Raw genomic sequence first — 24,477 nt, 5'->3', positions numbered from 1 at the left:
TGACCCTTATACGGCCATCAGGTCTTTTTCTTTCTGCGCCAGATCGGCATCGATCTGAGCCACGAACTTCTTGGTCAAATCATCGATTTCGCCAGTCGCACGACGCTCTTCGTCTTCACTGATTTCCTTTTCCTTGGTCAAGTCCTTGATCTGACCAATGGCATCACGACGGATGTTGCGCACTGCGACACGGGCGTCTTCAGCCACATCGCGAGCCTGCTTGGTGAAGCCCTTGCGGGTTTCTTCAGTCAGCGCCGGCATGGAGATCAGCAGCAGCTCGCCCAGGTTGGTCGGATTGAGGTTCAGGCCGGCACTGCCGATAGCCTTGTCAACGGCGCCCAGCATGTTGCGCTCGAAGGCAACGACTTGCAGGGTACGGGCGTCCTTGACGGTAATGTTCGCCACTTGCTTGATCGGGGTATCGGAGCCGTAGTACGGCACCATCACGCCTTCCAGAATGCTTGGGTGAGCCTGGCCGGTACGGATGCGGCCGAAGTTGTGCGCCAGCGATTCCACCGACTTCTGCATGCGCTCTTTAGCGTCTTTCTTGATTTCGTTGATCATTGTTGAACTTCCTCGATCAGGGTGCCTTCAGCGCCGCCATGCACGATGTTCAGCAGGGCGCCGGGTTTGTTCATGTTAAATACGCGCAACGGCATTTTGTGGTCACGGCACAGGCAAATGGCCGTCAGATCCATCACACCCAGCTTGCGATCCAGTACTTCATCGTAGGTCAGATGATCGAACTTCTCGGCATGCGGGTCTTTGAACGGGTCAGCGGTGTATACGCCGTCAACCTTGGTTGCCTTGAGCACGACGTCGGCGTCGATTTCGATCGCACGCAGGCAGGCTGCCGAATCCGTGGTGAAGAACGGGTTGCCGGTACCGGCCGCGAAAATTACCACATCCTTGGAATTCAGGTGGCGCATGGCCTTGCGACGGTCGTAGTGATCGGTCACGCCAACCATGGAAATGGCCGACATCACGATGGCCGAGATATTGGCACGTTCCAGCGCGTCGCGCATTGCCAGGGCGTTCATCACAGTGGCCAGCATGCCCATGTGGTCACCGGTCACCCGATCCATGCCTGCCTTGCTCAGCGCTTCGCCGCGGAACAGGTTGCCACCACCGATGACCAGACCGACCTGAACGCCGATACCGACCAGTTGGCCAACTTCCAGCGCCATGCGATCCAGAACTTTCGGATCGATCCCGAACTCTTCCGAGCCCATCAGGGCCTCGCCGCTAAGTTTGAGCAGAATGCGTTTATAGCGAGCCTGATAACCACTGCCCTGCTGAGCCATTGCGAGTCTCTCCTGCGGCGTATATTAAAAAATTCTTTGCGAGCTGTTTTCAGCTGGCGTTCACTCTAGCGTGGCGCTGCTTCAGCGCCATCGGAACATGGCTTTGTAAGCCAGTTCCAAACGGAAACCAAATAAAAAATTGGTGCCCCATCTGAAAAGAGGCTGCGCGCGTGAGCGGGCAGCCTCTTCAGGGCGACAGTTAAAAAACCGTCTTATTGCTTGGCGGCAGCCAGTTGAGCAGCAACTTCTTCAGCGAAGTTATCAACTGGCTTCTCGATGCCTTCGCCGACCTTGAAGTAGGTGAAGGAAACGATTTCAGCGCCGGCTTTCTTGGCCAGAGCACCAACGGTGATTTCCGGGTTCATCACGAAAGCTTGCTCAACCAGGCTGGCTTCGGCCAGGAACTTGGTGATACGGCCAGCGATCATCTTCTCGACGATTTCGGCTGGCTTGCCTTTCATCTTGTCTTCGTTCAGCTGCAGGAATACAGCCTTCTCGCGCTCGATGGCTTCTGGCGAAACCTGCGATGGCAGCAGGAACTCAGGGTTGCTGGCAGCCACGTGCATGGCGATTTCTTTGGCCAGCTGGACGTCGCCGCCCTTCAGGACAACAGCAACACCGATCTTGTTACCGTGCAGGTAGGTGCCGACAACGTCACCTTCTACGCGGATCAGACGACGGATGTTGACGTTTTCGCCAACTTTAGCCACCAGGGCTTCACGAGCCGATTCCTGAGCGGCGATCAGCGGAGCTGCGTCGGTCAGTTTTTCGTCGAAAGCTTTTTCTACGCTGGCAGCAACGAAGTTTTTGAAATCGTCTTGCAGGGCCAGGAAGTCGGTCTGCGAGTTCACTTCCAGCAGTACAGCGGACTTGTCGTCGGCCTTGATGGCGATTGCGCCTTCAGCGGCAACGTTGCCAGCTTTCTTGGCAGCCTTGATGGCGCCCGAAGCGCGCATGTCATCAATGGCTTTCTCGATGTCGCCGCCAGCCTTGGTCAAGGCTTTTTTGCAGTCCATCATGCCTTCGCCGGTACGCTCGCGCAGTTCTTTGACCAACGCTGCAGTAATCTCTGCCATTTCAAAATCCTCTTGGATAGGTTTTCAACCATTCCACCCGATCGAACGGGCGTTCAATTCTTCCCGAACCACCTTTGTTAGCTGCCGCACGTTACAAATAAGGCAGTGGGCGCCGACAAATGGTTTTCAAGGTGGCAAAAAGGGGGCCAAGCCCCCTTTTTGCTTACTGAGTCAACGCCAGGGCGTCAATTACTCAGCTGCAGCTGCCGGAGCTTCTTCAACGAAAACTTCGGTGCCGCCAGCAACGTTGTTGCGACCACGGATGACGGCGTCAGCCATCGAACCCATGTACAGCTCGATAGCGCGGATGGCGTCATCGTTACCCGGGATGATGTAGTCAACACCTTCAGGGCTGCTGTTGGTATCGACTACGCCGATGACCGGGATGCCCAGCTTGTTGGCTTCGGTGATCGCGATGCGCTCGTGATCAACGTCGATAACGAACAGAGCGTCTGGCAGACCGCCCATGTCCTTGATACCACCCAGGGAACGATCCAGCTTTTCCAGGTCACGAGTGCGCATCAGCGCTTCTTTCTTGGTCAGCTTGGCGAAAGTACCGTCTTCGGCTTGTACTTCAAGGTCACGCAGACGCTTGATGGAAGCACGGATGGTTTTGAAGTTGGTCAGCATGCCGCCCAACCAGCGGTGATCGACGTACGGCGAGCCGCAACGTGCTGCTTGCTCAGCAACGATCTTGCCAGCGGAACGCTTGGTGCCGACGAACAGAATCTTGTTTTTGCCCTGGGCCAGACGCTCTACGAAAGTCAGAGCTTCGTTGAACATTGGCAGGGTTTTTTCAAGGTTGATGATGTGGATCTTGTTACGCGCGCCGAAAATGTATTTACCCATTTTCGGGTTCCAGTAACGGGTCTGGTGACCGAAGTGCACACCGGCCTTCAGCATATCGCGCATGTTGACTTGGGACATGATAGTTCCTTAATAAGTCGGGTTTGGCCTCCACGTATCCCAATGACCAACCCGTCAGCATCAGCTGAAGGCACCCAGGTCATCGTGTCGACACGTGTGTGGATTTAAGCTTTACGGGGCATCCCCGGAAAGCGGCGCATTTTATACCACAGGGCCGAAAAAAACGGAACCCGGATTATGAAATCCAGGCAGTCGTGGCCGTTCAGCCATTGGAATCCGCCCGGAATGCACCATTCTATAGAGAGAAGCGATGGACAGAGGCGCGGTTTTGCGCTGATCGTCTGTTAGAATCGCGTTTTTCAGGGCTGCAACGTTCAATCGTGCACCGCCCGTCCAGTTTTAGAAGCGCCGTCGAGCGCAGAGAGAGAGCCTGTATGACCGTCACCCTCAAAACCCCCGAGGACATCGCAAAAATGCGCATTGCCGGCAAACTCGCCGCCGACGTGCTGGAAATGATTGCAGAACATGTCAAACCGGGTGTGACCACCGATCAGCTGAACCAGATCTGCCACGACTACATTGTCAACGCGCAGAAAGCCATCCCTGCCCCGCTCAACTACAAGGGCTTCCCGAAATCGATCTGCACCTCGATCAACCACGTGGTCTGCCACGGCATCCCGAACGATAAACCGCTGAAGGATGGCGACACCCTGAACATCGACGTCACTGTCATCAAGGACGGCTACCACGGCGACACCAGCCGCATGTTCCACGTAGGCACCGTGCCGGTGTGGGCCGAACGCCTGTCGCAAGTCACCCAGGAATGCATGTACAAGGCCATCGAGCTGGTCAAGCCTGGCTGCCGCCTGGGCGATATCGGTGAAGTGATCCAGAAGCACGCCGAGAAGAACGGTTTCTCGGTCGTTCGCGAGTTCTGTGGCCACGGTATCGGTAAAGTCTTCCACGAAGAACCGCAGATCCTGCACTACGGTCGCGCCGGCACCGGCATGGAACTGAAGGCTGGCATGACCTTCACCATCGAGCCGATGATCAACCAGGGCCGCGCCGACACCAAGGTGCTGGGCGACGGCTGGACCGCGATCACCAAGGACCGCAAGCTGTCGGCGCAGTGGGAACACACCCTGCTGGTGACCGAAACCGGTTACGAGATCTTCACCCTGCGCAGCGACGACACCATCGCCCGCGTTTCGGCCTGATCCGCAACAAAGCACCCCGTTCTTATATAGACAGGAAAGCCAATCGATGCCGCAGGTGGACCCCGAACTCTTCGACCGCGGCCAGTTCCAGGCTGAACTGGCCCTGAAGGCAAGCCCGATTTCGGCTTTCAAGAAGGCGATCCGCCAGGCCCGGGAAGTGCTCGATACGCGCTTTCGCAACGGCCGGGACATCCGCCGGCTGATCGAGGATCGCGCCTGGTTCATCGACAACATCCTGCAAAAGGCCTGGGACCAGTTCACCTGGAGCAAAGACGCCGACATCGCGCTGGTCGCGGTCGGCGGCTACGGTCGTGGCGAGCTGCACCCTTATTCCGATATCGACCTGCTGATCCTGCTGGACAGCGCCGACCACGAAGTTTTCCGCGACTCCATCGAGCGTTTTCTGACGCTGCTGTGGGATATCGGCCTGGAAGTCGGCCAGAGCGTTCGCTCGGTCGAGGAATGCGCCGTCGAAGCCCGGGCAGACCTGACGGTGGTGACCAACCTGATGGAAAGCCGGACCATCACCGGTCCCGAACACCTGCGCCAACGCATGCTAGAGGTCACCAGCACGGCGCACATGTGGCCGAGCAAGGACTTCTTCCTGGCCAAGCGCGCCGAGCAGAAGGCCCGCCACCACAAGTACAACGACACCGAATACAACCTGGAACCCAACGTCAAAGGCTCGCCTGGCGGCCTGCGGGATATCCAGACGATTCTCTGGGTCGCCCGTCGCGAATACGGGACCCTGAACCTGCGGGCACTGGCCGGCGAAGGTTTCCTGGTAGAGAGCGAAAACGCCCTGCTGGCTTCGTCCCAGGAGTTCCTCTGGAAAGTGCGCTACGCCCTGCACATGCTCGCCGGCCGCGCCGAAGACCGCTTGCTGTTCGATCACCAGCGCACCATTGCCAAGCTGCTGGGATTCGAAGGCGATGACGTCAAGCAGGCCGTCGAAAACTTCATGCAGCAGTATTACCGGGTGGTCATGAGCATTGCCCAGCTCAGCGACCTGATCATCCAGCACTTCGAAGAAGTCATCCTCGCACCGGAAGATGAAGCGCAGCCGCAGCCGATCAACTCGAGATTCCAGCTGCACGACGGTTACATCGAGGCGCGCAGCGACAACGTGTTCCGCCGTACCCCTTTCGCCATGCTGGAAATCTTCGTATTGATGGCCCAACAGCCGGAAATCAAGGGCGTACGCGCCGATACCATTCGCCTGTTGCGGGAAAATCGCCACCTGATCGACGACGACTTCCGCAATGACATCCGCAACACCAGCCTGTTCATCGAGTTGTTCAAGTGCAAGATCGGTATCCACCGCAACCTGCGCCGCATGAACCGCTACGGCATCCTCGGGCGCTACCTGCCCGAATTCGGTTTTATCGTCGGGCAGATGCAGCACGACCTGTTCCACATCTATACCGTCGATGCGCACACCCTGAACCTGATCAAACACCTGCGTAAGCTGCAGTACACCCAGGTATCGGAAAAATTCCCGCTGGCCGCCAAAACCATGGGCAAATTGCCCAAGCCCGAGCTGATCTACCTGGCCGGCCTTTACCACGACATCGGCAAGGGCCGGCATGGCGATCACTCGGAAATCGGTGCGGTGGATGCCGAGGCCTTTTGCCAGCGTCACCAACTGCCCATTTGGGACAGCCGCCTGATCGTCTGGCTGGTGCAGAACCACTTGCTGATGTCGACCACTGCCCAGCGCAAGGACTTGTCCGACCCGCAGGTGATTCACGATTTCGCGCAGATCGTCGGCGACGAAACCCACCTCGATTACCTGTACGTACTGACGGTCGCCGACATCAACGCCACTAACCCGACGCTATGGAACTCCTGGCGCGCCAGCCTGCTGCGCCAGCTGTACACCGAGACCAAGCGTGCGTTGCGTCGCGGCCTGGAAAACCCGGTGGATCGCGAAGAGCAAATCCGCCAGACCCAGAGCGCGGCCCTGGACATTCTGGCGCGCGGGGGCACCGATCCGGACGATGTCGAACAGCTGTGGACGCAGTTGGGCGATGACTATTTCCTGCGCCACACCGCCGGCGATGTCGCCTGGCACACCGATGCGATTCTCCAGCAGCCGGCCGACGGCGGACCACTGGTGCTGATCAAGGAAACCACGCAGCGGGAATTCGAAGGCGGCACGCAGATTTTCATCTACGCGCCGGACCAGCACGACTTCTTCGCCGTGACCGTGGCCGCGATGGACCAGCTCAACCTGAACATCCATGACGCCCGGGTCATCACCTCTAGCAGCCAGTTCACCCTCGACACCTACATCGTGCTCGACACCGATGGCGACTCGATCGGCGACAACCCGGCACGGGTCAAGCAGATCCGCGACGGCCTCACCGAAGCCCTGCGCAACCCGGATGACTACCCGACGATCATTCAGCGGCGGGTGCCGCGCCAGCTCAAGCATTTTGCCTTTGCGCCACAGGTGACGATCCACAACGACGCGCAGCGTCCGGTGACCGTCCTGGAACTGACCGCCCCCGACCGCCCGGGCTTGCTGGCCCGAGTCGGCACGATCTTCCTGGAGTTCCACCTGTCGCTGCAAAACGCCAAGATCGCCACCCTGGGCGAGCGCGTGGAGGACGTATTCTTCATCACCGACGCCAACAACCAGCCGTTGTCCGACCCGCTGCTGTGCAGTCGCCTGCAGGATGCGATCGTCGAACAGTTGAGCGTCAACCAGGAACCCGAGATCAAACTGTCGCGCATCAGCATCTGACTTAATAACGGCCTGCCCTTTGTAGGAGCGAGCCTGCTCGCGATGAACTCAATGACGCCGCGTTGTCCTTGCAATCACGCGTAATCATTGACCACCATCGCGAGCAGGCTCGCTCCTACAGGGACCAGCGCCCACCGAACGAGATTTACCAATGAACAACGCTTTGTCCCAGCTGCAGCCCTACCCGTTCGAGAAACTCCGCGCCCTGCTCGGCAGCGTCACCCCCAATCCGGACAAGCGTGCCATCGCGCTGTCCATCGGCGAACCGAAACACCGTTCACCTACCTTTGTTGCCGAAGCCCTGGCCAGCAATCTCGAAAAGATGGCGGTATACCCGACCACCCTCGGTATTCCAGAGCTGCGTGAAGCCATTGCCGCCTGGTGCGAGCGCCGTTTCAGCGTTCCCCACGGCTGGATCGACCCGGCGCGTAACGTACTGCCGGTCAACGGTACCCGTGAAGCGCTGTTTGCGTTCACCCAGACCGTGGTCAATCGGGGTGACGATGCGCTGATCGTCAGCCCGAACCCGTTCTATCAAATCTACGAAGGCGCGGCGTTTCTGGCTGGCGCCCAGCCACACTACCTGCCGTGCCTCGACGAAAACGGCTTCAACCCCGATTTCGACGCGGTTTCGCCAGACATCTGGAAACGCTGCCAGATCCTGTTCCTGTGCTCGCCGGGCAACCCCACCGGCGCCCTGATCCCGGTCGAGACCCTGAAAAAGCTGATCGCCCTGGCCGACGAGCATGACTTCGTGATCGCCGCCGACGAGTGCTACAGCGAGCTGTACTTCGACGAGCAAACCCCGCCACCGGGCCTGCTCAGCGCCTGCGCCGAACTGGGTCGCAAGGATTTCAAGCGCTGCGTGGTGTTCCACAGCCTGTCCAAGCGCTCCAACCTGCCGGGCCTGCGCTCCGGTTTCGTCGCCGGTGATGCGGACATCCTCAAGGGCTTCCTGCTCTACCGCACCTACCACGGCTGCGCGATGCCGGTGCAGACGCAACTGGCCAGCGTTGCCGCCTGGAACGACGAAGTGCACGTTCGCGCCAACCGTGCGCTGTACCGTGAGAAGTTCGACGCCGTACTGGAGATTCTCAGCCCGGTACTGGACGTACAGCGCCCCGACGGAAGCTTCTACCTGTGGCCGAATGTCGCTGGTGACGACGCAGCCTTCTGCCGCGACCTGTTCGAGCAGGAGCATGTCACCGTGGTACCGGGCTCCTACCTGTCGCGGGATGTGGATGGGGTAAACCCGGGAGCCGGGCGGGTGCGCATGGCGCTGGTTGCGCCGCTGGCCGAATGTGTTGAAGCCGCCGAGCGTATCCGCGATTTCATCCAGCGCCGTAAGTAAGCATTACCCCTGTAGGAGCAAGGCTTGCCCGCGATTGCGATCTTCAGGACGCCATCGCGGGCAAGCCTTGCTCTTACAGGGGCCGAATTTTATTTCACCTGACCGAGCTTGGCCTCACTCAGATCAAGCTCCGCCAACACCTCACGCAACACGTCATCGCCAATCTGGTGCTGCCGACTGAGGCTGTACAACTCCAGGCGCTGCGCCCGTAGCGCCTTCAAACGCAAGCGCCGCTCCAGCAAGTCCATCTGAAACGCCAGGGCCTGGGCCTCGGCGGAGTCGTTGAACACCTCCAGTTGATGCCGGTACTCGGACATGATCCGTGCCTTGAGCTCCGCCGCCAGCGCGGCCTGAGCCGCATCCTGCGGATTGACCTCTTCGGTTTCCAGCGAATGAATCGCCGCTTCGGCCGTCTTGCGCCAGGCGTCGCGCACTTCATTGCGACGCTTGTCGTCCGGGCCTTTGTCGATACCGCGCAGCAACAGCGGCAAGGCAATACACGCGGCAATCAACGACATCAAAATTACCCCGGCAGCGATGAAAATCAGCAGGTCGCGTTCCGGAAAGGCACTCGCGCCCATAAACATCGGCACCGACATCACACCCGCCAGAGTCACCGCACCGCGAACACCACCGACCGTCAGTAGCCAGCAGGAACGCGCGCTCGGCACCCGGGTGATCTCCTCCTTCCCACGCAGGCGCCGTACAAAAATAGACAGCCGCCAGATGCTCTGCACCCAGACAAACCGCAACACCAGCAGCACCAGGAAAATCGCCAGCACGTCGAAACCGCGATACAGCAGCGTCGGCCACAGCGAATCTTCATGGCTGGCCACCGCCTTGATGATGTCGGGAAGCTGCAAACCCAGCAGCAGAAAGATCAGACCGTTGAAGGCGAACTCCAGCAACGACCAGACGCTGCGATTGAGCAGGCGGGTATTGGTCTGGCGTGGCAGCAGATCCAGCCAGCTCTGCATCATCCCCGCCGCCACCGCCGAAAGAATGCCCGACGCACCTACACGCTCGGCCAGTACATAAGCGGCGAATGGCAGCAGCAACATGAACACCACATGGGTGGCCGGATCATCCCAGCCTCGAGCGATCATCCAGGAGCGCAAGCGCCCGACCAGCCAGCTCAAGGCGACGCCAATGGCCAGCCCGCCTACCGCCACCAACACGAAGGTCACACTGGCGTTGGCCAGCGAAAAGACGCCAGTGATTGCCGCCGCCAGGGCGAACTTGAACGTCACCAGGCCCGAAGCATCATTCATCAATGCCTCGCCCTGCAGCATATGCATCAGGGGTGTAGGCAGGCGATTCTGGGCAATGGCCGAAACCGCCACGGCATCCGTGGGCGACAGTACCGCTGCCAGCGCAAACGCCACCGCCAGTGGAATATCCGGCAACAGCCAGTGAATGAAATACCCGGCGCCAACCACGGTAAACAGCACCAGGCCCACCGCCAGCGTCAGGATCGGCCCGCGCAAGCGCCAGAACTCGCGCTTGGGCATGCGCCAGCCATCGGAAAACAACAGCGGCGGCAGGAACAGGAACAGAAACAGCTCGGGATCCAGCGCCACATGCAACCCCAGCGTCGGCCACGCCAGCAATGCACCCGCGGCGATTTGCACCAGGGGCAGCGGCAGCGGAACAACCCGTCCGATCAGGCGTGAAACCCCCACCAGCATCAACAGGATCAGGACGGTGTAAGCGGTTTGCATAAAGCGTGGTTCCCGGGCAATCGACAGCGTAGAAGTGCCATATTAGACGCTTAGACTGCTGATGACCCTTGCACCTATGTCGCACGCGCACGCCACAATCCCTGTAGGAGCCGAGCTTGCTCGCGATGGACGCCAGGACGACACGGGCTGTCTGGTGCCCCGCGTTATCGTTAACGACCATCGCGAGCAAGCTCGGCTCCTACAGGGTCCGGGTTTTATGCATGACAAACCCGACCACAGCCGCCGCGAAACCGTCCGGTCATGGCATAATCCGTCACCTTTTTTCTCCAGCACCTGTAAAGGGGGCGATTCCTTGACCGTTTCAAGCAAAACGTTGCACCTTTTCGGCATCAAAGCCTGCGACACCATGAAAAAGGCGCGCACCTGGCTCGATGAACACGCTGTCAGCTACGACTTTCATGATTACAAAGCGGTCGGTATCGACCGTGAACACCTGACCCAATGGTGCGACGAGCACGGCTGGGAAGTGGTGTTGAACCGTGCAGGCACGACCTTTCGCAAGCTCGATGACGAACGCAAAGCCGATCTCGACCAGTCGAAAGCCATCGGACTGATGCTCGCACAACCCTCGATGATCAAGCGCCCGGTGCTCGATCTCGGTGAACGAACCCTGATTGGCTTCAAGCCAGATATCTACGCGGCAGCTCTGAAGTAAGCAGCCCGTTTCAATTTGTTAGAGGTATCAACATGTCCACTACCCTGTTCAGCCTGGCCTTCGGTGTCGGCACTCAAAACCGTCAAGGCGCCTGGCTGGAAGTGTTCTACGCACAGCCACTGCTCAACCCGTCGGCCGAACTGGTCGCCGCCATCGCGCCGATCCTGGGCTACAGCGAAGGCAACCAGGCCATCGCCTTCACCACTGCCCAAGCCTCGCAACTGGCTGAAGCCGTCAAGGGTGTCGACGCTGCCCAGGCTGCACTGCTGACCCGCCTGGCCGAGAGCCACAAGCCGCTGGTCGCCACCCTGCTGGCCGAAGACGCCCAGTTGTCGTCGACCCCTGAGGCCTACCTCAAGCTGCACCTGCTGTCCCACCGCCTGGTCAAGCCACACGGCCTGAACCTGGCCGGCATCTTCCCGCTGCTGCCGAACGTGGCCTGGACCAGCCAGGGCGCCATCGACCTGTCGGAACTTGCCGAGCATCAACTCGAAGCCCGTCTGCGCGGCGAGCTGCTGGAAGTGTTCTCGGTGGACAAGTTCCCGAAAATGACCGACTACGTGGTACCGGCCGGCGTGCGTATCGCTGACGCCGCGCGCCTGCGCCTAGGCGCCTACGTGGGCGAAGGCACCACCGTGATGCACGAAGGCTTCATCAACTTCAACGCCGGCACCGAAGGCCCGGGCATGATCGAAGGCCGCGTATCCGCGGGCGTATTCGTCGGCAAGGGTTCGGACCTGGGCGGCGGTTGCTCGACCATGGGCACCCTGTCCGGTGGCGGCAACATCGTCATCAAGGTTGGCGAAGGCTGCCTGATCGGCGCCAACGCCGGTATCGGCATCCCGTTGGGCGACCGCAACACCGTTGAGTCGGGCCTGTACGTCACCGCCGGCACCAAAGTGGCGCTGCTGGACGAGAAAAACCAACTGGTCAAAGTGGTGAAAGCCCGTGAACTGGCTGGCCAGACCGACCTGCTGTTCCGTCGCAATTCGGAGACCGGTGCCGTGGAGTGCAAAACCCACAAATCGGCCATCGAACTGAACGAAGCGCTGCACGCTCACAACTAAGCCACACGACCACCCGCCTCCCTGTAGGAGCGAGCCTGCTCGCGATGGACGTCAACGATAACGCGCGGCATCAGACAGCCCGTGTCGTCCATGTATCCATCGCGAGCAGGCTCGCTCCTACAGGGGGCAGGCGTAAAGGCCGAACACGATGATGATTCTCTCCCCCTGGCGCGCCGATTTCCCGGCCATCGCCGCGCTGCAACGGCAAGCCCAGACCTATCTGGACAACGCCGCCACCACACAAAAGCCCCAAGCCCTGCTCGACGCCCTGGCGCACTACTACGCCAACGGCGCGGCCAACGTGCATCGCGCGCAACACTTGCCCGGCGCCCACGCCACCCAGGCGTTCGAGGACAGCCGCCGCAAAGCCGCGCAATGGCTCAATGCCGGTGACAGCGGGCAGATCATCTTTACCCACGGCGCTACATCGGCGCTGAATCTCCTGGCCTATGGCCTGGAACCTCTTTTCCAACCGGGAGATGAAATTGTCATCAGCGCCCTGGAGCACCACGCCAACCTGCTGCCATGGCAGCAACTGGCACACCGACGCGATTTGAAACTGGTCATCCTGCCGCTGGATAGCGACGGCGTGATCGACCTCGAAGCCGCGGCACAATTGATCGGCCCACGCACTCGCCTATTGGCCGTCAGCCAGCTGTCCAACGTGATCGGTGCCTGGCAACCGTTGCCGGCATTGCTGGCCTTGGCCAAGGCACACAATGCCTTGACGGTCATCGATGGCGCCCAGGGCGTGGTCCACGGTCGCCATGACGTGCAGGCACTGGGTTGCGACTTCTATGTGTTTTCCAGTCACAAACTCTATGGCCCCGACGGCCTGGGTGTGTTGTTCGGACGCCACGAAGCCCTGCAACAGCTACGCCACTGGCAATTCGGCGGCGAGATGGTACTGGACGCCAACTACCACGACGCGCGCTTTCGGCCGGCGCCGTTGGGTTTCGAGGCAGGCACACCGCCGGTTTCCAGCATCATCGGCCTGGGCGCGACCCTGGACTACCTCAACGGACTCGATCAATACGCCGTGTCCGCCCATGAAGCGGCGTTGCATGACTGCCTGCTCAAGGGCCTGGCATCACGCAGCGGCATCCGCCTGCTGGGCAAGCCGCAAGTGGCGCTGGCCAGTTTTACCGTCGAGGGTGTGCATAACTCGGATCTGGCGCACTTGCTGACCGAACAAGGGATCGCCGTTCGCGCCGGTCACCACTGCGCCATGCCGCTGCTCAAAAGCTTCGAACTGGCCGGGGCGATTCGCGTGTCTCTGGCGCTGTACAACGATTCCGAGGATCTGGAGCGATTCCTTGAAGCGCTGGATCAGTCGCTGGAGCTGCTGCGATGAACCTGCCCGCCGAAGCCATGGCCGCGCTGCAAGCCTTTCAGGATCTGCCGGGCTGGGAACAACGGGCGCGCCTGTTGATGCAGTGGGGCGAGCGCCTGCCCGCACTGAGCGAAGTGGAAATGTGCGAGGCCAATCGGGTGCACGGCTGTGAGAGCCAGATGTGGCTGGTGGGTGAACTGAAGGATGGCCACTGGCTGTTCAGGGCCGGCAGCGATGCGCGGTTGATTCGTGGGCTGGTGGCGTTGCTGCTGGCGCGGGTCAACGGACTGTCCGCAGCTGAGCTCAAGCAGGTGGATCTGGCGGATTGGTTCAATCAGTTGGGGCTGGGGCGGCAGTTATCGCAGTCGCGCAGTAATGGTTTGAATGCAGTGCTTCAGCGGATGAATGAGTTGGCCGGTTAATCGCCATCGCGAGCAGGCTCGCTCCCACAGGGGATTTGTATTCGACACAGATCCATTGTGGGAGCGAGCTTGCTCGCGAAGAGGCCATCAGCCACACCCATCAAGCTTGAGGCTTCACCCGATCCGCCGGCCGCCGCACTCCCGCCACAATCTTGTCCACCGCCTTGGTCGCCGCGACCATGCCGAACGTCGCCGTCACCATCATCACCGCGCCAAAACCTCCGGCGCAGTCCAGCTTCACGCCATCACCGACAAAACTCTTCTGCAGGCAAATGCTGCCGTCCGGTTTCGGGTAGCGCAGCTGCTCGGTGGAAAACACGCACGGCACGCTGTAATGGCGGGTCACGGTGCGTGAGAAGCCGTAGTCGCGGCGCAGGGTGGAGCGCACTTTCGAGGCCAGCGGGTCGTTGAACGTCCGGTTCAGGTCGCAGACCTGGATCAGCGTCGGGTCGATTTGCCCGCCCGCACCACCCGTGGTGATGATCTGGATCTTGCGGCGCTTGCACCAGGCGATCAGCGCCGCTTTGGCGTTGACACTGTCGATGCAGTCGATCACGCAGTCGATATTCGGCGTGATGTACTCGGCCATGGTGTCTCGGGTGACGAAATCCGCCACTGCATGCACGGTGCAATCCGGGTTGATCCCGCGCAGGCGCTCGGCCATCACCTCGACCTTGGGCTTGCCAACGGTGCTGTCCAGCGCGTGCAGTTGACGGTTGGCGTTGCTGACGCAGACGTCGTCCAGATCAAACAGCGAAATCTCGCCGACACCGCACCGGGCCATGGCTTCCGCCGCCCAGGAACCGACGCCACCCACGCCGACGATCGCCACGTGGGCCGCCCGCAGGCGCTCGAGCCCCTCGATGCCATACAAGCGGGCGATGCCTGCAAACCGCGGATCTTCTGTACTCATGACCGTCACCTCAAAAACCGGCGCGCATTATAGGGCTTCGCCGCTACAAGTTTTAAGTTTCAAGCTGCATGTGTAAGAACTTATGTGAATCAAAATTGCCCAACATCATGCATTTCCCTGTCCGATGTACGTTCAGTGAACTGCCGGTGTAGGATGCGCGCCCTTTTGCGGCAACCAACCGTTCCCTCGTTCCACAGCCTTTGGAACCCGAAATAACCATGTCATCCCGTAAATTTGGACTCAACCTGGTCGTGGTGCTCGCCATCGCCGCCTTGTTTACCGGCTTCTGGGCGTTGATCAACCGCCCGGTCACCGCCCCCAACTGGCCTGAACAGATCTCCGGCTTCTCCTACTCGCCGTTCCAGCAGGGCCAATTCCCACAGAAACAGCAGTACCCGACTGACGATCAGATGCGCCGTGACCTGGAAATCATGAGCAAGCTGACGGACAACATCCGTATTTACTCGGTTGATGGCACGCTGGAAGACATTCCAAAGCTTGCAGAAGAGTTCGGCCTGCGGGTGACCCTGGGGATCTGGATCAGCCCGGACCAGGAACGCAACGAGCGGGAAATCACCCGCGCCATCGAACTGGCCAACTCCTCCCGTAGCGTTGTGCGTGTCGTGGTGGGTAACGAAGCGATCTTCCGCAAGGAAATCACCGCCCAAGAACTCAGCGTCCTACTCGACCGCGTCCGTGCCGCCGTGAAGGTGCCGGTGACCACGTCCGAGCAATGGCACGTATGGGAAGAACACCCGGAACTGGCCAAGCACGTCGACCTGATCGCCGCCCACGTCCTGCCCTACTGGGAATTCATCCCGATGGACAAGGCCGGGCAGTTCGTCCTCGATCGCGCCCGCGACCTGAAAAAGATGTTCCCGAAAAAGCCGCTGCTGCTGTCCGAAATCGGCTGGCCGAGCAACGGCCGCATGCGCGGTGGCGCCGATGCGTCGCCGGCAGACCAGGCAATTTACCTGCGCACGCTGGTCAACAAGCTCAACCGCCAGGGCTTCAACTACTTCGTGATCGAAGCGTTCGACCAGCCGTGGAAGGCCAGTGACGAAGGTTCGGTGGGCGCTTACTGGGGCGTGTTCAACGCCGCGCGTCAGCAGAAGTTCAACTTCGAAGGCCCGGTGGTCGCGATTCCACAGTGGCGCGTGTTGGCCATCGGCTCGGTGGTGCTGGCGCTGTTGTCGCTGACCCTGTTGATGATCGACGGCTCGGCCCTGCGCCAGCGTGGCCGCACCTTCCTGACCTTTATCGCCTTCCTCTGCGGTTCGGTGCTGGTGTGGATCGGTTACGACTACAGCCAGCAATACAGCACCTGGTTCAGCCTGACCGTGGGCTTCCTCCTCGCCCTCGGCGCCCTCGGGGTGTTTATCGTGCTGCTGACCGAGGCACACGAACTGGCCGAGGCGGTGTGGATCCACAAGCGGCGCCGGGAGTTCCTGCCGGTGGTGGGTGATTCCAGCTACCGCCCGAAAGTCTCGATCCATGTGCCGTGCTACAACGAGCCGCCGGAGATGGTCAAACAGACCCTCAACGCCCTGGCCAACCTCGACTATCCGGACTTCGAAGTCCTGATCATCGACAACAACACCAAGGACCCGGCGGTCTGGGAACCGGTGCGCGATTACTGCGAAACCCTCGGCCCGCGCTTCAAGTTCTTCCACGTCGCGCCCCTGGCCGGCTTCAAGGGCGGCGCGCTGAACTACCTGATTCCGCACACCGCCAAGGATGCCGAAGTGATTGCGGTGATCGACTCCGATTACTGCGTGCACCCCAACTGGCTCAAGCACATGGTGCCGCACTTCGCCGATCCGAAAATCGCCGTGGTGCAGTCGCCGCAGGACTACCGCGACCAGAACGAAAGCACCTTCAAGAAGCTCTGCTACGCCGAATACAAGGGCTTCTTCCACATCGGCATGGTCACCCGCAACGACCGCGACGCGATCATCCAGCACGGCACCATGACCATGACCCGGCGCTCGGTGCTCGAAGAGCTGGGCTGGGCCGACTGGTGCATCTGCGAAGACGCCGAGCTGGGCCTGCGGGTGTTCGAGAAAGGTCTGTCGGCAGCCTATTACCACGACAGCTACGGCAAGGGCCTGATGCCCGATACCTTCATCGACTTCAAGAAGCAGCGGTTCCGCTGGGCCTATGGCGCGATCCAGATCATCAAGCGCCACACCCGCGCCCTGCTGCGCGGCAAGGACACCGAACTGACCCGTGGCCAGCGCTATCACTTCCTCGCGGGCTGGCTGCCGTGGGTGGCGGACGGCATGAACATCTTCTTCACCGTCGGTGCTTTGTTGTGGTCGGCGGCGATGATCATCGTGCCGCAGCGGGTCGATCCGCCGCTGCTGATTTTCGCGATCCCGCCGCTGGCGCTGTTCGTGTTCAAGGTCGGCAAGATCATCTTCCTCTACCGTCGCGCCGTGGGCGTGAACCTCAAGGATGCGTTCTGCGCGGCCCTGGCGGGACTGGCCTTGTCGCACACCATCGCCAAGGCGGTGCTGTACGGCTTCTTCACCAGCAGCATTCCATTTTTCCGCACGCCGAAGAACGCCGATAACCACGGCTTCTGGGTAGCGATCTCGGAAGCCCGGGAAGAGCTGTTCATCATGCTGTTGCTGTGGGGCGCGGCGCTGGGGATCTTCCTGGTCAACGGCATGCCGAGCAACGACATGCGCTTCTGGGTCACCATGTTGCTGGTGCAGTCGCTGCCGTACCTGGCGGCGCTGATCATGGCCTTCCTGTCGTCGCTGCCAAAACCGACTGCCGAAGCCGAAACGGCGCCAGCGGTCTAAATCTTCACCGATGCACTAAACGGCGGCCAATGGTCGCCGTTTTGCTTTAAGATAAGCGCCATTTTGCGGGGCCTCGCCCCATTGGCCTGCCCCAATACCTGTAGGAGCGAGCCTGCTCGCGAAAAACGTAAGAGCAACGCGGTCATCCAGATTTCACGCGTCATCGTTAACGTCCATCGCGAGCAGGCTCGCTCCTACATATCTACAGCTTCCGGAGTTTTCCATGACGGCCCACGCCGACCTTTCGCCGACCCTCCAACTCGCCATCGACCTGATCCGCCGTCCGTCCGTGACGCCGGTGGACGCCGATTGCCAGAAGCAGATGATGCAGCGCCTGGGCAATGCCGGTTTCATGCTGGAACCGATGCGCATCGAAGATGTGGATAACTTCTGGGCCACCCATGGCAAAAACGACGGCCCGGTGCTGTGCTTCGCCGGCCACACCGACGTGGTCCCGACCGGCCCGGTGACCGCCTGGCAGATCGACCCGTTCAACGCCGTCATCGACGAACACGGCATGCTCTGCGGCCGTGGCGCGGCGGACATGAAAGGCAGCCTGGCGTCCATGACCGTGGCGGCCGAGCGTTTCGTTGCCGACTACCCGGATCACAAGGGCAAGGTCGCGTTCCTGATCACTAGCGACGAAGAAGGCCCGGCGCACCACGGCACCAAGGCGGTGGTTGAACGCCTGGCGGCGCGCAAGGAGCGCCTGGACTGGTGCATCGTCGGCGAACCGTCGAGCACCACACTCGTAGGTGACGTGGTCAAGAACGGCCGTCGCGGCTCCCTCGGCGCCAAGCTGACCGTGCGTGGTGTGCAGGGCCACGTGGCCTATCCGCACCTGGCCAAGAACCCGATCCACCTCGCCGCCCCGGCGCTGGCGGAGCTGGCCGCCGAGCACTGGGACCATGGCAACGATTTCTTCCCGCCGACCAGCTTCCAGATCTCCAACGTCAACTCCGGCACCGGCGCGACCAACGTGATCCCGGGTGATCTGGTGGCGGTGTTCAACTTCCGTTTCTCCACCGAGTCCACCGTCGAAGGCCTGCAAAAGCGCGTCGCCGACATCCTCGACAAGCACGGCCTGGACTGGCACATCGACTGGGCGCTGTCCGGCCTGCCGTTCCTCACCGAGCCGGGCGCGCTGCTGGACGCGGTGTCGTCGAGCATCAAGGACATCACCGGTCGCGAAACCAAGGCCTCCACCACCGGCGGCACCTCCGACGGCCGCTTCATCGCGACCATGGGCACGCAAGTGGTCGAGCTGGGTCCGGTCAACGCCACCATCCATCAGGTCAACGAGCGCGTACTGGCCACCGACCTCGATGTGCTGACCGAAATCTACTACCAGACCCTCGTCAAGTTGCTCGCCTGATGCTCGCTTGCCCGATCTGCAGCGAACCGCTCAACGCGGTGGACAACGGCGTGGTCTGCCCCGCCGGGCATCGCTTCGACCGCGCACGCCAGGGTTACCTGAACCTGTTGCCGGTGCAGCACAAGAACAGCCGTGACCCTGGGGATAACCAGGCGATGGTTGAAGCGCGTCGCGATTTCCTCAACGCCGGGCACTATGCGCCGGTGGCCAAACGCCTGGCGGAACTGGCGGCAGGTTATGCGCCGGCGCGCTGGGTCGACATCGGTTGTGGCGAGGGTTACTACACCGCGCAAATCGCCGACGCCCTGCCGGATGCCGATGGCTACGCCCTGGACATTTCCCGGGAAGCGGTCAAGCGCGCCTGCAAACGCAACCCGAACCTGACCTGGTTGATCGCCAGCATGGCCCGGGTGCCGCTGGCGTCGGGCAGCTGCCAGTTCCTGGCCAGCGTCTTCAGCCCGCTGGACTGGCAGGAGGCCAAACGCCTGCTCAGCCCTGGCGGCGGCCTGATGAAAGTCGGACCGACCAGCGGCCACCTGATGGAGTTGCGCGAGCGACTGTACGACGAAGTCCGGGAATACACCGACGACAAGCATCTGGCCCTGGTGCCCGAAGGCATGGCGCTGGCGCACAGCGAAACACTGGAATTCAAGCTGACGTTGGCCAGCGGCCAGGACCGGGCGAACCTGCTGGCCATGACGCCCCACGGCTGGCGGGCCAGTGCCGAGCGCCGGGCAGCAGTCATCGAGCAGGTGGAGCCGTTCGAGGTCACCGTCTCGATGCGCTACGATTATTTCGTTCTTCAATAGTTATCAATTCTGGTCTTGGGCAGCGGCTCAAGACCGACAAAATCCGCGAATGGATTTTTCAGACACGCAGTGAGGACATCCATGCGCCAACCCGATATCGAGATTTACCTGAAAGACGCCGACGTCGACCACAAGGCCATCGCCGCCTGGCTGGGCGCCGCGTTGGGCCCGTGCAGCGACTGGGTACAGAAAGGCCAGACCTACAAGTGCAAGGCCGGCAACGTGCCGGTGACCTGGTTGCCCAAGGCCGTCGGCAAATGGAACAGCCTGTACCTGGAAAGCGACGAGACGCCGTGGGAGGACGACATCGCCTGCGCCCGCGCCGCCTTTGCCGCGCTGAACGTCGAAGTGCGCTGCGCACCGGGCACCTGGGTCGAGGAAGAAAGTGAAGAAACGGCGGATCGCTGGATTCGCATCAGCGCCGATGGTGAAGAAGAGATCACCTGGAAGACCGCATAATCGAACTCACCGCACTCCTGTAGGAGCAAGGCTTGCCCGCGATGGCGGTGTGTCAGTAAACGTTATGCTGACTGACACACCGCCATCGCGGGCAAGCCTTGCTCCTACAGGGTTTTGTGTGATCTTGAGAGTCGATTTACAACCCCACCACATCCTCAGCCTGCAACCCCTTTTGCCCTTCCACCACCGCATACTCGACCTGTTGCCCCTCGGTCAGCGAACGGTGGCCTTCGCCGCGAATGGCGCGGTAGTGCACGAACACATCCACCCCGTCCGCACGCTGAATAAAGCCGTAACCCTTGGCGTCGTTGAACCACTTCACGCTGCCGGTTTCACGTGTTGCCATCTGTTCATACTCCTTTTTTATTATTGATCGGGCTTTTCGCAGGAAAGCCTCGGGAACATCAGCCGCACATGCTGGCCTAATGCAGGCAGGCGACAGAGCGCCGAGTATATGTCAGACGTTTAAACTCTCAACAGCAGTTTGATGCCCGCTTTTTTGCCGATTTTCGGCGAATCCGGCACACTATCGCGCTCCCGAGCAAACGCTCGGTTTTATTCACTCATGCAGATGCCGTATGACCCGTTCCCCGTTCCGCCGTCTTGTGTTTGGCACCCTGCGCCGACTGCTGTACCTCTGGGTTCGCTCGGAGACGATCAACCAGTCGTCGTTCACCCTCAACCTCGACCGCAGTCGTCCGGTGTTCTACGTCCTGCAAAACCCTTCGCTGACCGACCTGGCCGTGGTCGACACCGAATGCAGCAAGGCCGGCCTGCCGCGCCCGGTACTGCCGGTATCGGTGGGTAACCTGCTGGAACCGGCGGCGTTCTTCTACCTCACGCCGGATCCGGACTGGCTCGGCCGCCAGGACAAACGCGGCGCGCCGCCAACCCTGACCCGCCTGGTCAGCGCCCTGAGCCAGAACGCCGCCGAAGATGCGCAGATCATTCCCGTCAGCGTGTTTTGGGGCCAGTCGCCGGACAGCGAATCGAGCCCGTGGAAACTGCTGTTCGCCGATAGCTGGGCCGTCACCGGCCGTTTGCGTCGCCTGCTGAGCATCATCGTGCTGGGGCGCAAGACCCGTGTGCAATTCTCCGCGCCGATTCACCTGCGCGAGTTGATCGAGCACAACAAGGGCCACGAACGCACCGTGCGCATGGCCCAACGCATCCTGCGCGTACATTTCCGCAACCTGAAAACCGCCGTCATCGGCCCGGACATTTCCCACCGGCGCAACCTGGTCAAGGGCCTGGTCAACCAGCCGCTGGTCAAGCAGGCGATCCTCGACGAAGCCGAGCGCGAAAACATCTCCCCGGATAAAGCCAAGGCCCAGGCCCTGCGCTACGGCAACGAAATTGCCTCGGACTACACCTACACCGTCATTCGCTTCCTGGAAGTGGTGCTGAGCTGGTTCTGGAACAAGATCTACGACGGTATCAAGCTCAACAACATCGAAGGCGTGCAGAAGATTGCCCCGGGGTACGAGGTGATCTACGTACCGTGCCACCGCAGCCATATCGACTACCTGCTGCTGTCCTACCTGCTGTTCCGCAATGGCCTGACCCCACCGCACATCGCCGCGGGGATCAACCTGAACATGCCGGTGATCGGCGGCCTGCTGCGTCGTGGCGGCGCGTTCTTCATGCGCCGCACGTTCAAGGGCAACCCGCTGTACACCTCGGTGTTCAACGAATACCTGCACACCCTGTTCACCAAGGGCTTCCCGGTGGAGTACTTCGTCGAGGGTGGCCGCTCGCGTACCGGGCGCATGCTGCAACCGAAAACCGGGATGCTGGCCATTACCCTGCGCAGCTTCCTGCGCTCCTCACGCACACCGATCGTGTTCGTGCCGGTGTACATCGGCTACGAGCGTGTACTGGAAGGCCGCACTTACCTCGGCGAGCTGCGCGGGGCGAGCAAGAAGAAAGAATCGATCTTCGACATCTTCAAAGTCATCGGCGCGCTCAAGCAGCGCTTTGGCCAGGTGGCGGTGAACTTCGGCGAGCCGATCAAGCTGGCGGAATTCCTCGACGGCGAACAACCGGACTGGCGCAAGCAGGAACTCGGCCCGCAGTTCAAACCGGCCTGGCTCAACGAAACCACCAACCGCCTGGGCGAGAAAGTCGCACAGCATCTGAACGAAGCGGCGGCGATCAACCCGGTCAACCTGGTGGCCCTGGCGCTGCTGTCCACCAGTCGCCTGGCGCTGGACGATCGCGCCATGGCGCGGGTGCTCGACCTGTATCTGGCGCTGTTGCGCAAGGTGCCCTACTCGCCGCACACCACCCTGCCGGAAGGTGACGGCCGAGCGCTGATCGAGCATGTGAAGGACATGGATCTGCTCTCGGAACAGAGCGACGCCTTGGGCAAGATTCTGTATCTGGACGAGCAAAACGCCGTCCTGATGACCTACTACCGCAACAACGTGCTGCACATCTTCGCGCTGCCGGCCTTGCTGGCGAGCTTCTTCCAGAGCGCGTCGCGCATGAGCCGCGAACAGATCCTGCGCTACACCCGCGCGCTGTATCCCTACCTGCAGTCGGAGCTGTTCATACGCTGGTCGATGGACGAGTTGGATGCCGTCATCGATCAATGGCTGGAAGCCTTCGTCGAACAAGGCCTGCTGCGTTTCGAGAACGATGTCTACCTGCGTCCGGCGCCTAGCTCTCGGCATTTCGTGCTGCTAACCCTGCTGTCGAAAAGCATCGCCCAGACCCTGCAGCGCTTCTACATGACCGTTTCCCTGCTGCTCAACAGCGGCCAGAACAGCATCAGCGCCGAAGAACTGGAAGACCTGTGCACGGTCATGGCCCAGCGCCTGTCGATCCTGCACGGCCTGAACGCGCCGGAGTTCTTCGACAAGAGCCTGTTCCGCCACTTCATCCAGACGATGCTCGACCTCGAGGTGCTCAAGCGCGACGAGGCCGGCAAGCTGGGCTATCACGAGCTGCTCGGTGAATTGGCCGAAGGTGCGGCCAAACGGGTGTTGCCGGCTGATATTCGCCTGTCGATCCGGCAGGTGGCGGTGCATCGCAGCGAAGATGCGGCGGATCAGCCGGCTACACAGCCCGAGACCTGATGTAAAACCTGTAGGAGCGAGCCTGCTCGCGATAGCGGTGTGTCAGACGACTAAAGTGTTGAATGTCGCCCCATTCGCGAGCAGGCTCGCTCCTACATGAGAAGGAAATCTGCAATGAAAAAACTCTCTCTATTGGCCATGACCGCACTGCTGGGAGCCTGCCACTCCATGCAGCCTGCCCCCAAAGCCAGCCTCGATGGCGAAGTCTTCTACCTGCAGCGCATAGCCCTGCCACCCACCGCAATCCTCAGCGTCAGCCTGCAAGACATTTCGCTGGCCGATGCTCCGGCCAAGGTCATCGACGAACAACGTGGCCCGGTCAAAGGCCAGGTGCCGCTGCCGTTCCACCTGACCTACGACCCTCAGCAGATCGAACCCAATCACCGTTACTCGATCAACGCGCGCATCGAAGTCGATGGCAAGCTGCTGTTCATCACCACCGAGAACCATGCCGTGCGCCTGGATGGCTCAGACCCGCAACCGGTGAAGGTCCGCGTCGACGCTGCCCGCTAATTTTTTGAAAAAGGAAGTTGCCATGCTCCGCCCTACCCTCCGCTTTGCCGGCCTGTGCGCAGGTTTGATGATCAGCGCCAGCGCCCTCGCGCTGTCCCTCAGTGACCTGTCGCAAAAAGATGCCACCGGCGGCCTCAAGGACGCCCTGACCCAAGGCGCGCAAGTGGCCGTGAAACAACTCGGCACCCCGGGCGGCTTCAGCAACAACCCGGATGTGAAGATCGAGCTGCCGGGCAAGCTGGGCAAGGTCGCCAGCAAAATGAAGCAGTTCGGCATGGGTGATCAGGTCGATCAACTGGAAACCAGCATGAACAAGGCAGCGGAAACCGCCGTGGTCCAGGCCCAGCCGATCCTCGTCGACGCCGTGAAGAAAATGACCGTGGAAGACGCCAAGGGCATTCTCAGCGGCGGCAACGATTCGGCCACTCAATACCTGAACAAGACCAGCCGCGAACAGATCCGCGCCAAGTTCCTGCCGATCGTCAAGCAAGCCACCGACAAGGTGGGGCTGGCCCAACAGTACAACTCCTTCGCCGGCCAGGCCGCGACCATGGGCGTGATCGACGCCAAGAGCGCCAACATCGAAAACTACGTCACCGAACAGGCGCTCAATGGCTTGTTTGAAATGATCGGCAAGCAGGAAGAAGTGATTCGCAAGGATCCGGCGGCTGCGGCGACCAGCCTGGCCAAGAAAGTGTTCGGCACGCTCTAAGCCACAACGCAAAAAAACCTGTG

At 60.9% G+C, this 24,477-nt stretch carries 21 protein-coding genes; 14 read left to right on the top strand and 7 right to left on the bottom strand.

Annotated features, from left to right (window positions below):
• Nucleotides 1-6 precede the first annotated feature (6 nt).
• From frr to rpsB, 4 genes are all read right to left on the bottom strand, one after another.
• Nucleotides 7-564 carry a ribosome recycling factor gene (gene frr / locus DKY63_RS25530; RefSeq protein ID WP_110966651.1) on the bottom strand — a complete coding sequence of 186 codons (558 nt, stop codon included), beginning with the start codon at nucleotides 562-564 and terminating at the stop codon, nucleotides 7-9.
• Nucleotides 561-1,304 (bottom strand): UMP kinase, encoded by a 744-nt coding sequence (pyrH, locus tag DKY63_RS25525; RefSeq protein ID WP_011332683.1) that lies wholly within the window; start codon nucleotides 1,302-1,304, stop codon nucleotides 561-563. The genes frr and pyrH overlap by 4 nt, the downstream gene beginning before the upstream one ends.
• A 212-nt stretch (nucleotides 1,305-1,516) precedes the next feature.
• On the bottom strand, nucleotides 1,517-2,380 hold the full coding sequence (tsf, locus tag DKY63_RS25520) for a translation elongation factor Ts (protein ID WP_110966650.1): 864 nt from the start codon (nucleotides 2,378-2,380) through the stop codon (nucleotides 1,517-1,519).
• Between the two features lie 189 nt (nucleotides 2,381-2,569).
• Nucleotides 2,570-3,307: a 30S ribosomal protein S2 gene (gene rpsB / locus DKY63_RS25515; RefSeq protein WP_110966649.1), complete on the bottom strand. Its 738-nt coding sequence runs from the start codon at nucleotides 3,305-3,307 to the stop codon at nucleotides 2,570-2,572.
• Nucleotides 3,308-3,681: 374 nt separating this feature from the next.
• Here rpsB and map point away from each other — a divergent pair, with 374 nt between their 5' ends.
• From map to dapC, 3 genes are all read left to right on the top strand, one after another.
• Nucleotides 3,682-4,464: a type I methionyl aminopeptidase gene (gene map, locus DKY63_RS25510; protein ID WP_110966648.1), complete on the top strand. Its 783-nt coding sequence runs from the start codon at nucleotides 3,682-3,684 to the stop codon at nucleotides 4,462-4,464.
• Nucleotides 4,465-4,510: 46 nt separating this feature from the next.
• The gene (locus DKY63_RS25505; protein WP_110966647.1) at nucleotides 4,511-7,213 is read left to right on the top strand and encodes a [protein-PII] uridylyltransferase; all 2,703 of its coding nucleotides are present in this window, start codon (nucleotides 4,511-4,513) and stop codon (nucleotides 7,211-7,213) included.
• A 151-nt stretch (nucleotides 7,214-7,364) separates the two neighbouring features.
• Nucleotides 7,365-8,564, top strand: a complete 1,200-nt coding sequence (dapC, locus tag DKY63_RS25500; RefSeq protein ID WP_110966646.1) for a succinyldiaminopimelate transaminase — start codon at nucleotides 7,365-7,367, stop codon at nucleotides 8,562-8,564.
• 89 nt (nucleotides 8,565-8,653) lie between these two features.
• On the opposite strand, the gene DKY63_RS25495 is transcribed toward dapC, so the two are convergent.
• Nucleotides 8,654-10,285: a Na+/H+ antiporter gene (locus DKY63_RS25495; RefSeq protein WP_110966645.1), complete on the bottom strand. Its 1,632-nt coding sequence runs from the start codon at nucleotides 10,283-10,285 to the stop codon at nucleotides 8,654-8,656.
• Between the two features lie 313 nt (nucleotides 10,286-10,598).
• On the opposite strand from DKY63_RS25495, the gene DKY63_RS25490 reads away from it, so the two are divergent.
• From DKY63_RS25490 to DKY63_RS25470, 4 genes are all read left to right on the top strand, one after another.
• On the top strand, nucleotides 10,599-10,961 hold the full coding sequence (locus tag DKY63_RS25490) for an ArsC family reductase (protein WP_110966644.1): 363 nt from the start codon (nucleotides 10,599-10,601) through the stop codon (nucleotides 10,959-10,961).
• Nucleotides 10,962-10,993: 32 nt separating this feature from the next.
• Nucleotides 10,994-12,028 (top strand): 2,3,4,5-tetrahydropyridine-2,6-dicarboxylate N-succinyltransferase, encoded by a 1,035-nt coding sequence (gene dapD / locus DKY63_RS25485; protein ID WP_110966643.1) that lies wholly within the window; start codon nucleotides 10,994-10,996, stop codon nucleotides 12,026-12,028.
• Nucleotides 12,029-12,176: 148 nt separating this feature from the next.
• Nucleotides 12,177-13,382, top strand: coding sequence for an aminotransferase class V-fold PLP-dependent enzyme (locus tag DKY63_RS25475; RefSeq protein WP_110966641.1), 1,206 nt, complete (start codon nucleotides 12,177-12,179; stop codon nucleotides 13,380-13,382).
• Nucleotides 13,379-13,783, top strand: a complete 405-nt coding sequence (locus DKY63_RS25470) for a SufE family protein (protein ID WP_110966640.1) — start codon at nucleotides 13,379-13,381, stop codon at nucleotides 13,781-13,783. The genes DKY63_RS25475 and DKY63_RS25470 overlap by 4 nt, the downstream gene beginning before the upstream one ends.
• 100 nt (nucleotides 13,784-13,883) lie before the next feature.
• Here DKY63_RS25470 and tcdA read toward each other — a convergent pair whose 3' ends face one another.
• On the bottom strand, nucleotides 13,884-14,696 hold the full coding sequence (gene tcdA, locus DKY63_RS25465) for a tRNA cyclic N6-threonylcarbamoyladenosine(37) synthase TcdA (RefSeq protein WP_110966639.1): 813 nt from the start codon (nucleotides 14,694-14,696) through the stop codon (nucleotides 13,884-13,886).
• A 218-nt stretch (nucleotides 14,697-14,914) separates the two neighbouring features.
• Between tcdA and DKY63_RS25460 the strand changes: the two genes are divergently transcribed.
• From DKY63_RS25460 to DKY63_RS25445, 4 genes are all read left to right on the top strand, one after another.
• Nucleotides 14,915-17,506: a glycosyltransferase gene (locus DKY63_RS25460; protein WP_110966638.1), complete on the top strand. Its 2,592-nt coding sequence runs from the start codon at nucleotides 14,915-14,917 to the stop codon at nucleotides 17,504-17,506.
• Between the two features lie 223 nt (nucleotides 17,507-17,729).
• Nucleotides 17,730-18,881, top strand: a complete 1,152-nt coding sequence (dapE, locus tag DKY63_RS25455; protein WP_110966637.1) for a succinyl-diaminopimelate desuccinylase — start codon at nucleotides 17,730-17,732, stop codon at nucleotides 18,879-18,881.
• Nucleotides 18,881-19,690 carry a putative RNA methyltransferase gene (locus DKY63_RS25450; protein ID WP_110966636.1) on the top strand — a complete coding sequence of 270 codons (810 nt, stop codon included), beginning with the start codon at nucleotides 18,881-18,883 and terminating at the stop codon, nucleotides 19,688-19,690. Before dapE ends, DKY63_RS25450 begins: the two co-directional genes overlap by 1 nt.
• 81 nt (nucleotides 19,691-19,771) lie before the next feature.
• Entirely contained in the window at nucleotides 19,772-20,149 is a 378-nt protein-coding gene (locus DKY63_RS25445) for a hypothetical protein (protein ID WP_110966635.1), read from the top strand.
• A 136-nt stretch (nucleotides 20,150-20,285) separates the two neighbouring features.
• Here the strand turns inward: DKY63_RS25445 and DKY63_RS25440 are convergent, their stop codons facing one another.
• Nucleotides 20,286-20,495, bottom strand: a complete 210-nt coding sequence (locus DKY63_RS25440) for a cold shock domain-containing protein (RefSeq protein WP_110966634.1) — start codon at nucleotides 20,493-20,495, stop codon at nucleotides 20,286-20,288.
• Nucleotides 20,496-20,727: 232 nt separating this feature from the next.
• On the opposite strand from DKY63_RS25440, the gene plsB reads away from it, so the two are divergent.
• The 3 genes from plsB (at nucleotide 20,728) to DKY63_RS25425 (ending at nucleotide 24,454) form a co-directional block, all read left to right on the top strand.
• Nucleotides 20,728-23,229 (top strand): glycerol-3-phosphate 1-O-acyltransferase PlsB, encoded by a 2,502-nt coding sequence (plsB, locus tag DKY63_RS25435; RefSeq protein WP_110966633.1) that lies wholly within the window; start codon nucleotides 20,728-20,730, stop codon nucleotides 23,227-23,229.
• Between the two features lie 114 nt (nucleotides 23,230-23,343).
• Nucleotides 23,344-23,742: a YbaY family lipoprotein gene (locus DKY63_RS25430; RefSeq protein WP_110966632.1), complete on the top strand. Its 399-nt coding sequence runs from the start codon at nucleotides 23,344-23,346 to the stop codon at nucleotides 23,740-23,742.
• Between the two features lie 22 nt (nucleotides 23,743-23,764).
• The gene (locus DKY63_RS25425; RefSeq protein ID WP_110966631.1) at nucleotides 23,765-24,454 is read left to right on the top strand and encodes a DUF4197 domain-containing protein; all 690 of its coding nucleotides are present in this window, start codon (nucleotides 23,765-23,767) and stop codon (nucleotides 24,452-24,454) included.
• Nucleotides 24,455-24,477 lie beyond the last annotated feature (23 nt).

Origin of the sequence: Pseudomonas putida (genome assembly GCF_003228315.1) — a bacterium.
Classification (GTDB): domain Bacteria; phylum Pseudomonadota; class Gammaproteobacteria; order Pseudomonadales; family Pseudomonadaceae; genus Aquipseudomonas; species Aquipseudomonas putida_S.
This window is presented reverse-complemented; position numbering and strand designations above follow the sequence as displayed.